The organism is Thermoanaerobacterium thermosulfurigenes (genome assembly GCF_051201035.1).
GTDB lineage: Bacteria > Bacillota > Thermoanaerobacteria > Thermoanaerobacterales > Thermoanaerobacteraceae > Thermoanaerobacterium > Thermoanaerobacterium thermosulfurigenes.
In genome coordinates this window covers 20,291-34,430 of the sequence record NZ_JBPODR010000011.1, presented here as the reverse complement: position 1 = coordinate 34,430, position 14,140 = coordinate 20,291, and the positions used below count along the sequence as shown (strand labels likewise).

Sequence of the window (14,140 nt, the reverse complement as noted above, 5' to 3'; positions counted from 1 at the left end):
GGAGGTAAGTATTTTGGAAGATAGAGAAGTATTGTTGGATGTACAAAATTTGGAATATTCATTTGACACGTATGCAGGCGAAGTAAAGGCAGTAAGGGATGTCAGCTTTCAAGTTATGAAAGGTGAATCGTTAGCCATAGTTGGAGAATCAGGATGCGGGAAATCAGTTACAATGCAGGCTGTAATGAGGTTAAATCCTGAGCCTCCAGGAAGATTTAAAGCTGGAAGAATCATATTCGATGGAAAAGAGATCTCAAAATTTAGTGAAAGGCAAATGCAGGCAATAAGGGGTTCAGAAATTGGGATGATATTCCAAGATCCTATGACATCTTTAAACCCGACAATGACTATCGGAAAACAAATTGCCGAAGTGATTTTGAAGCATCAGAAGGTTACACGAGCTGAAGCGATGAAAAAAGCTAAGGAAATGTTGGACGTAGTAGGTATACCAAATGCTGAAAGGCGTATAAATCAGTATCCTCATGAATTTTCCGGTGGCATGAGGCAGAGAGCCATGATCGCTATTGCACTGGCATGTAGACCTAAGCTTCTCATTGCTGATGAGCCTACTACTGCACTTGATGTTACAATACAAGCGCAAATTCTCGATTTGATGAAAGATCTGCAAAGAGAATTCAATACGTCTATAATCATGATTACGCACGATTTAGGCGTTGTTGCAGATATAGCAGAGAGAATCATAGTCATGTATGCAGGTAAAGTTATAGAGACAGGTACATCTGATGAGATATTTAAGCATCCACAGCATCCTTATACATGGGGACTTTTAAAATCTGTTCCAAGACTTGATGCTCAGAATAAAGAGAAGCTTGTACCTATTATTGGAACGCCTCCTGATTTATTTGCGCCTCCTGTAGGATGTCCATTCGCTGCAAGGTGCAATTATGCCATGAAGATTTGCTATGAGGCCCAACCAGAGTATACAGATGAAACTGATACGCATAAAGTAGCATGTTGGTTGAAGCATCCATATGCGCCGAAGGTTAAGAATCCTTTTGAAAAGGAGGCGTATGCTGGTGAAAGATAATATAATACTTGAAGTTAAGAATTTGAAAAAATACTTTCACGTCAGCGGTGGTGTGTTAAAAGCTGTTGACGATGTGAGTTTTAGCATAAAAAAAGGTGAGACATTGGGGCTTGTTGGCGAGTCAGGATGTGGAAAGTCTACTACAGGTAGGACTATAATTGGGCTTTATGAGGCTACAGGTGGTTCTGTGATATTTGATGATATACCTGTTCATAAAATGAACAATGAAATAAGAAAGAAATTTGCAAGAAAAGCTCAGATGATTTTTCAGGATCCTTACGCATCGTTGAATCCTCGCATGACTGTTGGCGATATCATAGGAGAGGGAATAGATATTCATGGTTTGTACACTGGAAAAGAGAGGAGAGAAAGGATATACAACCTCCTTGAGACGGTAGGTTTAAACAAAGAACATGCTAATAGGTTTCCTCATGAATTTTCCGGTGGGCAGAGGCAAAGGATAGGCATAGCAAGGGCAATGGCAATTGAGCCAGAGTTTATAGTCTGCGATGAGCCTATATCAGCATTGGATGTGTCTATACAAGCCCAGATTGTAAATTTGCTTATGAATTTACAAGAAGAAAAGGGATTGACATATCTCTTTATTGCTCATGATTTAAGCATGGTAAGGCATATAAGCGATAGAGTTGCAGTTATGTATTTAGGATCGATTGCAGAACTTACACAAAGTGGTGAACTGTATTCAAATCCATTGCATCCATATACACAAGCGCTTCTTTCTGCTGTTCCAATACCTGATCCGGAAGTGGAGAGAAAGAGGGAGAGAATCATACTTGAAGGAGATGTGCCAAGCCCAATTAATCCTCCTTCAGGCTGTAAATTCAGAACAAGGTGTAAATATGCCATGGACATATGCAGCCAAGTCACGCCACAATTGAAAGAGGTTGGAAGTGGACACTTTGTTGCATGTCATCTTTTTGATAAATAAGGCACTCGTTTGAGTGCTTTATTTTTATGAAATTAATACAGTTATCATTTCCATATAGTAACTGGTGCAATTCACGAGAAGATTATCAATATTGAATTTAAATAATAACGTTCACCATCTTAATAAAATCTTAATATATTTGTAACTTGTCTGTAATATATGTATAATAATATATAAATATGATGAAAAAAATGCCGATTTTATATGCAAAGGGGGGAAAATGTTGAAAAAGGTCATCGCTTTTTTTGCACTTTTACTGCTTTTGTCTACGTTTTACATAACTGCCTATGCATATAAAGCTACGATTGTAGTTGATAACAAACCTATAAGCTACAATGTGCCTGACGTGTCGATTACTGTCGATGGAGGAAAATTTGACACTGGCAATAATCCACCGCTTATAATTGACAATAGCACGATAGTGCCGCTTAGAGCAATTAGCGAAGGATTAGGTCAAAAAGTCGACTGGGATGGTAAGACTCAGACAGTTATTGTGACTTCAAAGGACAAAGTAATTAAATTGGTTATAGGTAAGAATTACGCTACAGTAAACGGCAATAATGTATCGTTGGATGTTCCAGCAAGGCTTATAAACAACAATACGACGTATGTGCCTATGAGGTTTTTGTTTGAAAACTTAGGTTATGATGTGAAATGGATTGCAGACAAATATCTAATTCAAGTTACTAAGAAAGTAGATCCTCCCTCTGCAAACAATGTTAATATTGTGAGTTTTACATCAAATTACACAAATGGTACGTACACCATAACTGTTAAAGGTGATGGACCTTTAACGTATACACGAGGGTTTGTAAATGATGACAGCAGTATAAGAATTTACTTTGACTTCAACAATGCGATAAATACTGTTACTAATAAGCAGATAAATATAGACAAAAATGGCTTAAATCAAGCTTATATAGGGCAGAACAAGTTGCAACCAGCAGTAACCAGGCTTGTTGTGAATATGGACTATTCAATGCCATATACCATAACACAGTCACAAGATAAAAAAGAATTTGATATATCGTTTAAAATAGGACAAAATAAGGTGACGAACATTTTAGCTGCTAAGGTCAACAATGGCGATCAGATAACGATAAATACAGATTCCGACCACTTTAGCCCATCTAGATATGGTGATAACAAGATCATTATAGATGTGGCAGGTGCAAGTCTGACAATGTCTGATGGTAAACTGGCAGGTAACATATCGTATATTGGAAATGTCGTTACTGGTATTAGATATTCCCAGCTTGATACAAATACAGTTAGGATTGTTGCGGAGACAAGCCTTAAAGCAGATTTTAGTGTTCAACCAACTCCTCAGGGCGTATTGCTTACAATAACAAAACCAGACCCTAACAAGAAGCAGTTAGTTTATATAGATCCAGGGCATGGAGGTTCTGATCCAGGTGCTATAGGTGTCGGAGGGATACACGAAGCAGATATCAATCTTGCCATTGGATTAAAATTGAAGACGCTATTGGACAATGGAGGATATAGGACTATGATATCCAGGACAACAGATACTGATGTGGGTCTTTATGACAGGCCTTCACAAGCAAATAATGCTGGAGCAGATGTCTTTGTAAGCATCCATTCTGATTCTTTTGAATCGCCTTCAGCAAACGGCACAACAGTTTTGTATTACCCAAACGGTTACAATGGCGATACAAGAGATGAAAAGACATTTGCACAGATAATTCATGATGATCTGATGAAACAGATAAATACCACTGACAGAGGGCTTTCAGAAAGGCCTAATTTAGTTGTTCTCAATCAGACGAAGATGCCTGCTGTTTTGGTGGAGACTGGATTTGTCACAAGTCCTACAGATGCTCAGCTTTTGACTGATGAAAATTTTCAGTGGAAAGTAGCACAAGGAATATACAATGGGATTGTCGATTATTTTGACAAATTATCTAATGGCAGCATAAGCACGACTGTTTCAAACTCTGTATATGGCAGCAATTAAACAGGCAAAAAATCGCCTGTTTTTTTTATATGCTTTCTTGTAAATTGATTTAAAAGGTTTTAAAATAATATTATGGTTTACGCACTGGATAATGAAAATTAAATAAGGCTAAAATTATAGTATAAAATATAAAGGAGCTGAAGAAATGAAAAGAGTAGATGGAAGAGATTCCAGATCATTAAGGCCTATAAAGATAACAAGAAATTTCAACAGATACGCTGAGGGATCTGTTTTGATAGAAGTTGGCAATACAAAGGTCATTTGTACAGCATCAATTGAAGATAAAGTACCGCCATTTCAAAAGGGGACTGGCAAGGGATGGATTACAAGTGAGTATTCAATGATTCCGAGAGCTACTGAAACCAGAACACAGAGGGAGTCCACAAAAGGCAAACAATCAGGACGTACCATGGAAATCCAAAGGCTTATAGGCAGAGCATTGAGAGCTGTTGTCGATTTAGATGCGTTAGGTGAGAAGACGATATGGATTGACTGCGATGTAATACAGGCTGATGGCGGAACAAGGACAGCTTCCATCACAGGTTCGTTTGTAGCACTTGTAGATGCCATGAATAAACTTAAGGAAAAGGGCGCCATAAGTAAACTCCCTATAAAAAGTTTTGTCGCTGCTGTAAGTGTAGGAATTGTAGGCAATGAGAAGCTTTTAGATCTTTGTTACTTAGAAGATAGCAATGCGCACGTTGATATGAACATCGTCATGACGGATAAAGGCGAATTCATCGAGATACAAGGAACTGGTGAAGGTGGGCCTTTTAGCAAAAGTGATTTTTCAGAGCTTTTAGAATTAGCGGAGGAAGGCTTGAATAAAATCATACAGGTTCAAAAAGAATCATTAGGAGATATATCATTAGAAATTGGAGTTGAAAGCGATGAAAATAGTTGTAGCGAGCCACAACAAGCATAAAGTGGATGAGATAAGGGAATTTTTTAAAGGAGATTATGAAGTATTGTCGGCAGATGACATTGGATCATATGATGAAGTAGAAGAAACAGGGAAGACGATTGAAGAAAATGCTCTTTTAAAGGCCAGGGCTATAGCATATTTAACCGATGAACTGGTAATTGCAGATGATACAGGTTTGTTTGTGGACTATTTAGATGGTGAACCAGGAGTTTATACTGCAAGATTTGCCGGTGTAAATGCCACATACGAAGACAACAACAACAAGCTTTTAAACTTATTAAAAGGTGTTCCGATGGAAAAGAGGAAAGCTACTTTTAAAACCGTAATAGCATTGATTTACAAAGGAAGAGAAGCTATAATAGAAGGAAAAGTGGATGGTAGGATAATTGATGCTCCAAGAGGACAATATGGCTTTGGGTATGATCCTATATTTTATGTTGATGAAATAGGGAAGACATTAGCAGAGCTTACATTAGAAGAAAAAAATAAAGTAAGTCATAGGGCAAATGCTTTAAAAAAATTAAAAGAATATATAAAAAATAATTTGGAGGACCGCAAATGAGACTATTTGTTACAAGTGATACTCACGGAATGTTACAATCAGTCAGGAATATTTTAAAAAATATTAAAAATATTGATTACATTATACATTTAGGTGACTATTATAGAGATGCAGAGGAATTAGATAAAGAATTTGGAATACCGACTATTTATGTATATGGGAATTGTGATTTTGGCGACAAAGAGAAGTACGAAAAGATTATTGAAGTAGCTGGTAAAAAAATATTATTAACACATGGACATAAGTACTACGTCAAATTTGAAAAAAGCATCATAATAGAAAAAGCTAGAGAATACGGCGTTGATGCGGTATTTTATGGCCACACCCATGTACCATTAGTATACAGGGCTGGTGATATGCTTGTATTGAACCCTGGAAGCCCTTCAATGCCACGTGAAGGGTCATCACGGACAGTATCTATAGTAAATATAGAGGATGGCATCATTGTACCGCAGCTAATAAATATAGATGATATGGAGGAATACATTGGAAATAAAAAAAGTGGAACAAAATTTGAATTTTAGGTGTTGACAAAGATAAATATTCCTGATATAATTTAAAACTGTCAGAGCGATGAGGCAGAAATAAGCGATGACAACTGTATATGCGGGTGTAGCTCAATGGTAGAGTTCTAGCCTTCCAAGCTAGCTACGTGGGTTCGATTCCCATCACCCGCTCCAATATGCGCCTGTAGCTCAGTTGGATAGAGCAACGGACTTCTAATCCGTGTGTCGGGAGTTCGAATCTCTTCAGGCGCACCATTTTTTGGAGAATGTGATGTATATTTTATAATATGGTGGGTATAGTTCAGTTGGCTAGAGCGCCAGATTGTGGCTCTGGAGGTCGTGGGTTCGAGTCCCACTACCCACCCCATTAATGGGATGTAGCCAAGTGGTAAGGCACCAGACTTTGACTCTGGCAGTTCGTAGGTTCGAATCCTGCCATCCCAGCCAGCATGACCCATTAGCTCAGTCGGCAGAGCACCTGCCTTTTAAGCAGGGTGTCCCGCGTTCGAATCGCGGATGGGTCACTTAAAAAGATATTGAAAGAGAACAATCTGGCGTTAATGCGGGAGTGGCGGAATTGGCAGACGCGCTAGATTCAGGTTCTAGTGCCAGTCATGGCATATGGGTTCAAGTCCCTTCTCCCGCACCATATATCGTGCGGACATAGCTCAGTTGGTAGAGCATCACCTTGCCAAGGTGAGGGTCGCGAGTTCGAGTCTCGTTGTCCGCTCCATACAATATGCGCCATTAGCTCAGTTGGTAGAGCAGCTGACTCTTAATCAGCGGGTCTGGGGTTCGAGTCCCTAATGGCGCACTAGTATTTAAGCCAATCAAAGGGTATCGAGATTTTATCGATACACTTTTTGTATGCGAAATCACTTTTTAAATAAAGACACACTAATTAGATACAAAAAAGTTTTTGAAAGATATTGATGGCGCAGAGTTTAAAATCAAGGCGTCATTTTTTCATTCTAAACTGAGTGTTATACAAATCTTTGTAGACGCCTCCTTTTTTTAAAAGTTCTTCATGGCTTCCTTTTTCAACTATTTCACCATTTACTACAACAAATATTATGTCTGCAGCAATTATGGTGGATAGACGATGAGCAATAACTAAGCTGGTTCTGGATTTTAAGAGAGGTTCTAATGCCTTTTGTATATAAAACTCAGAATTGGAGTCAAGTGCTGATGTAGCTTCATCAAATATTATAATCTTGGGATCTTTTAGTAATGTCCTTGCAATGGATATGCGTTGTTTTTCACCGCCAGACAATTTTATACCTCTATCGCCTACAATTGTATCGTAGCCGTTAGGAAGAGATTCGATAAAATCGTGAATATATGCTGCTTTGCACGCATTTATTATTTCCTCATCTGTGGCATTTTGGCGTGCAAAAAGTAAATTTTCTTTTATAGTTGTGTTAAAAAGGTACGTATCTTGTGTAACCATTCCTATATGGCTTCTTAGAGAGCTAAGTGAGATATTTCTTATATCTACGCCATCCAAAAAGATTCTTCCTATTTTCACATCATAAAGTCTGGGAAGAAGATAAGTAATGGTAGTTTTCCCAGCCCCGCTTGGTCCAACTAAAGCTGCCATTTGACCAGGCTTTATTTCGAAGTTGATATTTTTAAGAGTATCGTGTAGACCATCATAGGAAAAATAAACATGATCGAATTTGATATCGCCTTTTACAGCATTAATAACCATTGCATCTTCTTTTTCATAAATTTCGCTTTTTAGATCTAAATATTGAAAAATTCGTTCGAACAATGCTAATGACCGAATAATATCTACGTGTATATTTGAAAATGTGTTTACTGGGCCATATAGCCTAGACACAAGTGATACAAACATGATTATTCCGCCTATTGTAATATTGTTATATCTTATAAGTATTATTCCTCCAACCAAATAAATGAGCATTGGCCCTATTGCAATAAAAGTTTGTATTGTCATAAAAAACCATCTGCCAATTATAGTCTCCCTAATTTGAAGTTGTGTTACTTCATTATTTACTTTTTCAAATTCTTTATATTTTTCGTTTTCTTTTGTAAAGAGCTTAATAAGGAACATACCGCCTATATTTAGAGTTTCAGTTATTATGTTTGTCAATTCAGCAAGTTTTGATTGGGTTTTAAGTGCTATTTCCCAGCGTCTTTTACCAACCCTTCTTGTAGGTATTACAAACAAGGGCAATGTCAAAAGGCTGACGATGGCAAGTATCCAATTTGTGTAGAATAAAGTTGCTGCAGTTGTTAGAAATACAAATATACCAGACAAAAGCTGAATAAACGTATTTGAAAATACACTTTCTATTCCACCAATGTCGTTATTGATTCTGGAAGTTATTTCACCTGTTTTTGCATTAGAGAAAAAACTTATAGACATATGTTCTAAGTGGTTGTACATGATGGATCTTAGGTCTCTAATTATGCTTTTTGAGACAATGCTGTTTAGATATGATTGTCCAACAGTAATAATATTAAGCAATAATGTCGTTGCAAATGACAAAAGAATATATACAACCAAAAGCTTCAAGTTTTTCTTTGGCAGTGCAATATCTATTACGTTTTTAGTTAGTATAGATGGGATTACGCCTAATATGGAAGTAAAAATAACAGTCATAAACAATACTATCATTAGCTTCCAATATGGCAAAAAATATTTTAGTATGCGTAAAATAAGTGATTTTGTGATGTGAGGCTTTTCATCAGTTTCTCTGTAAAATCTTTTTCCACGATATCCCATTGACTGCATATAAATCATTCTTTCGTTAGTAGAAATTACGAATAAATTATATCAAAACTATTGCTAATGTGTCAAAAATGTTTTTTTTAGGGAAGTCATGGAGCATGTCAATATGCTATGACAATGAGGTACTTATTGTATATAAGCATAAAGAAGAATAAACTCACTTAATCTGTTCTTGTGATATAATATAATGTATGGAATTTGAAAAATAGAGAGAAACCACTATTCTAAGCATTTTGGGTGATGAAGGGATATGGTTCGCAGTCTACTAAGTATAGATTGGGATTACTTTATTCCTTTAAAAAAAGAGTGGTTGAATTCCTACACTGAGACACCAAGAAATATAGAGTGGATATGGTATAAAAGGTATTTAGAAAGCTCTTTAAGAGGTGTTGACTTAGAAAAATCGGTAGGCATATCCTTGCGGTTGAATAATTTTTGGGATAAGATAAGAGAACATTTCAGTTTTGAAAAAGACATTGAAGTATACGTGTCTGAGTCTCACATGTTGTCATATCATATAGCTATAAAAAATGAATGTGAAGAAGTGTACTCTTTAGATACGCATGCTGATTTAGGATATGGGGGAATTAGTTCAGTAAGTTTTAAGTTAAATTGTGCTAATTGGATGGGTAAACTGTTAAATGAAGGTCGGATAAAAAGGGCTCATATAGTATACAGCCATCATACAACTGAAAAGCCAGAGGATTTTAAAGATTTTAATAAACTTTTTAAGGTTAGATATTACAATGATATTGATGCATTGCCTAATGGTATATATACAGCAGCTATACATATATGCAGATCGGGTGCATGGACACCACCTTGGCTTGACGATGAGTTTTTTAAGTTTGTAAATAACCTAAACCTGCCATATAAAGTGGTTAAACTTTACAGAAGGAAATGGGACATTAGAAAAACGCAGCTTTCAGACCTACTTTATTATCTCAATTTTTCATAAAAAATTTATAGATAATATGTATGGATAGTCTTAAAAGTAAAAGGCGTTAACCTAAAAGTAGGTCAACGCCTTTATCTATGTAAATCTCCATCACAATTCATATATTTTTGGTGCGGATGAAGGGATTTGAACCCCCACGTCAAAGACACTAGATCCTAAGTCTAGCGCGTCTGCCAATTCCGCCACATCCGCACATAAATTTTTATGTCAAAAAACTTAACAATGGTATTATAATTAATATTCGTTAAAATGTCAATAGTGGATATGGTTTAAAAATCTCATTTCTATATACAAGTTTTTCTATACATATTAATAATATATATTTCTGTAACAAATAAGTTATATCTTCATAATATATAAAAAGAGGGGGGATATAGATGCCTAACAATATAGTTTTTAATCCAGTGGCAGAGCAACTAAAAACTTTGGTTCATGGAATGCAAGGAACAATACCAACACCTCTATTGTTAGATTCGACGACAGGGAAGCTTTTATCAACTGTTGATGGTTCTGTGACTGTAGCAGGTACAGTAACGGCACAAGGAACTCTAACGGTTACTGCATCAAATTTTGATATAAGACCTTTAAGTGGTACAACTGATTCTGTGACCATTAGCAGTGGTACAGTTACAGTCGCTGGAACAGTGACTGTAACTGCATCATCATTGGATATAAGGCCTCTTACTGCTTCAACCGATTCATTTACACTTGGAAGCAGGACATTCTTAGAAGACTCTACAAATATTGCAGGTGTAACTGGAACAGGTGTTGTTCTGATGGAGAATACAGGCAACAAATCTATGTACTCTTATTATATTACGAATACAGGTACTAATACTATCTCTATCAAACTTCAGATAAGTCCTACTACTACTGACACTTATTTCGTCGACGACATCAATAGTATTAGTCTGGCAGGTGGATCTATTACGGTCTTGACTGCTGTAAAATTTATGCAGTATACAAGGTTGTATTACGATACAGGCGGTGCCGCAGCTACTGCAGAATTTTATTACAACGCTCAGGTTTAACGATGGGGCTTTAAGCCCCATATATTTTCGAAAGGGGGATTCAAATGTTAAGCCTGTGCATGATCGTAAAAAATGAAGAAGACAATCTTGAAAGATGCCTTAAAAGTGTTTACGACGTAGTCGATGATATTATAATCGTGGATACAGGTAGTACTGATAAAACGGTGGACATAGCGAAAAAATTTGGTGCAACAGTATTTTACTATAAATGGAATAATGACTTTAGTGCAGCCAGAAATTTTTCATTAGATAAGGCAAAAGGTGATTGGATTTTGTTGATGGATGCTGATGATGCAATTGATGAAGACGGTAAAAAAATGATAAATGTGCTTTTGGAAGATGATAAAATTGATGCATATTTATTCGAAACAATAAGCTATGTGGGAGAGGAACCAGGTTCAGATGCTCTTTCAAACTTAAATGTAAGGCTCATAAAGAATAAAGCTGAGTATAGATTTATTGGAGCTATTCATGAACAGATATTGATTTCAATATTAAATCATGGTGGAAATGTAGCAGAAGTTCCGATAAAAGTTTATCACTACGGCTATTTGAGCAAAATCATCAAAGAAAAAGATAAAAGAAATAGGAACATGTCTATACTGAAAAAAGAGCTAAAAAGAGATCCAGACAATCCTTTTCACAATTTCAATATTGGAGCAGAGTACATGGCGTTGGGTGATTATGAGCGTGCGTATAACTACTTCAAAAAGTCATTTTATTGTTCAAAAGATGTTAAGACCGGCTATACGACAAAACTAATTATCAGGATGATTATTTGTTTAAATCAACTAAATAAGGTTGACGAAGCATTTAGCTTATGCAATGAGTCTATTGAAAAATATCCGAATGTAACTGATATAATGTTTTTAAAAGGTATGTTATATCACAGGATTAATCATTATCAAGAAGCCATAAATTGCTTTAAAAGATGCATAGATATGGGAGAACCGCCACTTATTTATAGGTTTATAACAGGCGTAGGCGGATTTAAAGCTTACCTTGCCATGGGGGAAGTTTTTATGGATATAAAAGATTTTGACAATGCTATTGAATGTTTTTTGAATTCATTCAGACTTAACCCGTCCAATAAAGCAATACTGTACAAATTATCAAACGCTTATTTCAGCAAATATGATGAGAAGACTGCTATAGAAAAAATTGTTTCGCATTTTGACGTGTCACCTGAAGCATATACGATTATAAGCGATATATTCTTTTTAAATGGCAAGTATCATGAATCGCTAAAATTTATAGACATGGCACTAAATTCACTAAAGAATAATATAACGTATTATATAAAGGGAAGAACATTGATGTATTTACACAAATATGGTGAAGCTGTAGAATGTTTTGAAATGATAGATGGTGGTGAATACATCCTTGATAGTCATATTAATAATATTATTTGCCGTTTATTAATTGGTAAAGATATAAAAAATCCAATGTTGTCGTTAAAAAAACACTTTATAGAGGCTTATAAAGTATTTTTCAAATTTGACCTATTGCTTAAAAAAGATGTGGTATTGCCAATAGGCGTTGAAGACACTGGCACATATACAAATGTTATTTTTATTATACTCGATAAATTATTTGAGATTCAGGAGTTTGAGTTGTTTGAAAAATCTTTAAATATGCTTAATATGGTGAATGAGAAAGATGTTCTGCTGAGATTAGGAAAGCTTTATTATCGACATGGAGCATACAAACTTGCTGAAGAAGAATTGACACGTTCTATGAAGCTATTTGATATAATCGATGAAGAAGGTATGATTATATTACGCAGTTTGTGTGGGCAAAAGGAAGATAAAATTAGTTGATTGTTTTGATTTTGATTGTAGGGGTGATGGAATGCCTTCTATAATTATACAACCATCCACAAAAGATACGTCATTAGAATCGGGTTACCCCAACAGCAATAGAGGAAGTGATCCTACACTTTGGATCGGTAGGTATTACATTGGTTTTTCTGGAAAATCGGTGTACAGAGCTCTTATACAGTTTGATTTAGGCATGGTGCCACAAGGTTCTATCGTGGTTGAAGCTATTTTAAAGCTTTATTTCAATTATGCAACAAATTCATCAATTCCTGCATATATTACACCGTTTTTAATTGTGGATGAATGGGATGAAAATACAGCAACATGGAATAATGGGCCGAATATTGACGAAACAGTATTTGGCTCTACAAAAGCCGTGACAAAAGAAGGATGGTATGGATGGAATATAACGAATATAGTTAATGGATGGATAAGTGGGCTTTACGTAAACAATGGGATAATGCTTAAAACGCCAGAAGTACAGAACTTTGAAACGAAAAGTTTTTATTCTAAAGATGAAGCAATAAACATATCTCTAAGGCCAATGTTGCAACTGACTTATATAGGGGGATACCCATTTACGCTAAACGAAAGAAGGTTTGTGAAGGCGAAGTCTACTTACACAGCATATGATGATGAAAATTTTACAGATGTAAATGATTGTTCAGCATATGACAAATATACGTACTTCGTGTATAATACAAGTGAAAATTCAGTTATAATAAAACTCCTCATAAGTCCTGGTGATGATTTATGGATAGAGGATGGCAATGAAATAATTTTAGATGCAGGCAAAACAGTTGCATTGGTACCTTATTTATTTTCTCAATATTCAAGGCTATCATATAAAAACAAAGATGTAGGAAAAGGAGCAAACATTACCGTGTGGTTTGAGGCACAAGTTTAAAAAATTGCGGCACAAATTAAAAAAATGTATAAAAATGTATTATAATATTAATAGCATAATATCGAATGAAGAGGGATAGTGTTAAATGAATAAGACAAAGGAAAAGATATTTAATGCAGCAATAGATATAATTTCTCAGAAAGGTTTTTACAAATCCACAATGGATGAAATTGCAGATAAGGCAGGGGTTGCCAAGGGAACCCTTTATTATCATTTTAATAGCAAAGATGATATATTGATCTTTTTGATAGACGAAGGATTGTCACTTTTAAAGAGTCAAATACTGGAGAAAATAAACCACATGAAAAATTCAGCAGAAAAACTGAGAGAAATAATTGTAGTTCAGTCGAATTTTTTATTTAAGTATAAAGATTTTGTCCTTATATTGCTAAGTCAATTGTGGGGAAAAGAAGAGATTCAGAATAGCTTTAGAGAAAAAATTTACGATTATTTAAAGATTATTGAAGACATCATCGATGAAGGAATTGAAGAAAAGTTAATAGAAAAATGTGACAAAAAGTTGTTGTCTTCTGCTTTTTTTGGCATGATAAGCTCTCTTATTATCTTTCAATTTAGAAATAATGATGTTATAGACCCAGAAAATATAGCAGATAGTGTTATTGAATATACATTTAATGGAATCCATTATAGAGATAAATCTTTATAATGGTTTTTTTATTGACTTTTAAAATGAAAGA

Annotated in this window: 12 protein-coding genes and 9 tRNA genes; 19 read left to right on the top strand and 2 right to left on the bottom strand. The window is 35.4% G+C overall.

What is annotated here, in order from left to right; genetic code table 11:
- Positions 1 to 13: 13 nt before the first annotated feature.
- The 14 genes from HNR52_RS06025 to HNR52_RS05960 all read left to right on the top strand — a co-directional run bounded on the left by HNR52_RS06025 (position 14) and on the right by HNR52_RS05960 (position 6,782).
- Positions 14 to 1,048, top strand: a complete 1,035-nt coding sequence (locus HNR52_RS06025; RefSeq protein WP_013787534.1) for an ABC transporter ATP-binding protein — start codon at positions 14 to 16, stop codon at positions 1,046 to 1,048.
- Positions 1,032 to 1,997 carry an ABC transporter ATP-binding protein gene (locus HNR52_RS06020; protein ID WP_195890939.1) on the top strand — a complete coding sequence of 322 codons (966 nt, stop codon included), beginning with the start codon at positions 1,032 to 1,034 and terminating at the stop codon, positions 1,995 to 1,997. Before HNR52_RS06025 ends, HNR52_RS06020 begins: the two co-directional genes overlap by 17 nt.
- 223 nt (positions 1,998 to 2,220) lie before the next feature.
- Positions 2,221 to 3,975 (top strand): N-acetylmuramoyl-L-alanine amidase, encoded by a 1,755-nt coding sequence (locus HNR52_RS06015; protein ID WP_435619976.1) that lies wholly within the window; start codon positions 2,221 to 2,223, stop codon positions 3,973 to 3,975.
- 145 nt (positions 3,976 to 4,120) lie between these two features.
- Complete coding sequence (gene rph, locus HNR52_RS06010) at positions 4,121 to 4,900, top strand: ribonuclease PH (protein WP_013787537.1); 780 nt, start codon at positions 4,121 to 4,123, stop codon at positions 4,898 to 4,900.
- Complete coding sequence (locus HNR52_RS06005) at positions 4,866 to 5,462, top strand: XTP/dITP diphosphatase (RefSeq protein WP_013787538.1); 597 nt, start codon at positions 4,866 to 4,868, stop codon at positions 5,460 to 5,462. Before rph ends, HNR52_RS06005 begins: the two co-directional genes overlap by 35 nt.
- Positions 5,459 to 5,986, top strand: coding sequence for a metallophosphoesterase (locus HNR52_RS06000; protein ID WP_013787539.1), 528 nt, complete (start codon positions 5,459 to 5,461; stop codon positions 5,984 to 5,986). Before HNR52_RS06005 ends, HNR52_RS06000 begins: the two co-directional genes overlap by 4 nt.
- Before the next feature lie 82 nt (positions 5,987 to 6,068).
- Positions 6,069 to 6,142: transfer RNA gene (locus tag HNR52_RS05995), tRNA-Gly, on the top strand.
- A 4-nt stretch (positions 6,143 to 6,146) separates the two neighbouring features.
- A tRNA-Arg gene (locus HNR52_RS05990) sits at positions 6,147 to 6,223 on the top strand.
- Positions 6,224 to 6,258: 35 nt separating this feature from the next.
- Positions 6,259 to 6,335, top strand: a tRNA-His gene (locus tag HNR52_RS05985).
- Positions 6,336 to 6,339: 4 nt separating this feature from the next.
- Positions 6,340 to 6,415, top strand: a tRNA-Gln gene (locus tag HNR52_RS05980).
- Between the two features lie 4 nt (positions 6,416 to 6,419).
- Positions 6,420 to 6,492: transfer RNA gene (locus HNR52_RS05975), tRNA-Lys, on the top strand.
- A 38-nt stretch (positions 6,493 to 6,530) separates the two neighbouring features.
- Positions 6,531 to 6,617: transfer RNA gene (locus tag HNR52_RS05970), tRNA-Leu, on the top strand.
- A gap of 8 nt (positions 6,618 to 6,625) precedes the next feature.
- Positions 6,626 to 6,701 (top strand) — tRNA-Gly (locus HNR52_RS05965).
- A gap of 8 nt (positions 6,702 to 6,709) precedes the next feature.
- A tRNA-Lys gene (locus HNR52_RS05960) sits at positions 6,710 to 6,782 on the top strand.
- A 144-nt stretch (positions 6,783 to 6,926) separates the two neighbouring features.
- Here HNR52_RS05960 and HNR52_RS05955 read toward each other — a convergent pair.
- Positions 6,927 to 8,738 (bottom strand): ABC transporter ATP-binding protein, encoded by a 1,812-nt coding sequence (locus HNR52_RS05955; RefSeq protein WP_435619975.1) that lies wholly within the window; start codon positions 8,736 to 8,738, stop codon positions 6,927 to 6,929.
- 238 nt (positions 8,739 to 8,976) lie between these two features.
- Between HNR52_RS05955 and HNR52_RS05950 the strand changes: the two genes are divergently transcribed.
- Complete coding sequence (locus HNR52_RS05950; RefSeq protein ID WP_435619974.1) at positions 8,977 to 9,684, top strand: arginase; 708 nt, start codon at positions 8,977 to 8,979, stop codon at positions 9,682 to 9,684.
- Between the two features lie 108 nt (positions 9,685 to 9,792).
- Here HNR52_RS05950 and HNR52_RS05945 read toward each other — a convergent pair.
- Positions 9,793 to 9,876: transfer RNA gene (locus HNR52_RS05945), tRNA-Leu, on the bottom strand.
- A gap of 185 nt (positions 9,877 to 10,061) precedes the next feature.
- Here HNR52_RS05945 and HNR52_RS05940 point away from each other — a divergent pair.
- From HNR52_RS05940 to HNR52_RS05925, 4 genes are all read left to right on the top strand, one after another.
- Positions 10,062 to 10,715 carry a DUF6385 domain-containing protein gene (locus tag HNR52_RS05940; protein ID WP_435619973.1) on the top strand — a complete coding sequence of 218 codons (654 nt, stop codon included), beginning with the start codon at positions 10,062 to 10,064 and terminating at the stop codon, positions 10,713 to 10,715.
- 44 nt (positions 10,716 to 10,759) lie between these two features.
- A complete protein-coding gene (locus tag HNR52_RS05935; RefSeq protein ID WP_435619972.1) occupies positions 10,760 to 12,535 on the top strand; it encodes a glycosyltransferase in 1,776 nt (591 codons plus the stop codon).
- A 31-nt stretch (positions 12,536 to 12,566) separates the two neighbouring features.
- Complete coding sequence (locus HNR52_RS05930; protein ID WP_435619971.1) at positions 12,567 to 13,442, top strand: DNRLRE domain-containing protein; 876 nt, start codon at positions 12,567 to 12,569, stop codon at positions 13,440 to 13,442.
- A gap of 85 nt (positions 13,443 to 13,527) precedes the next feature.
- The gene (locus HNR52_RS05925; RefSeq protein WP_435619970.1) at positions 13,528 to 14,109 is read left to right on the top strand and encodes a TetR/AcrR family transcriptional regulator; all 582 of its coding nucleotides are present in this window, start codon (positions 13,528 to 13,530) and stop codon (positions 14,107 to 14,109) included.
- The last annotated feature ends 31 nt before the right edge of the window (positions 14,110 to 14,140 follow it).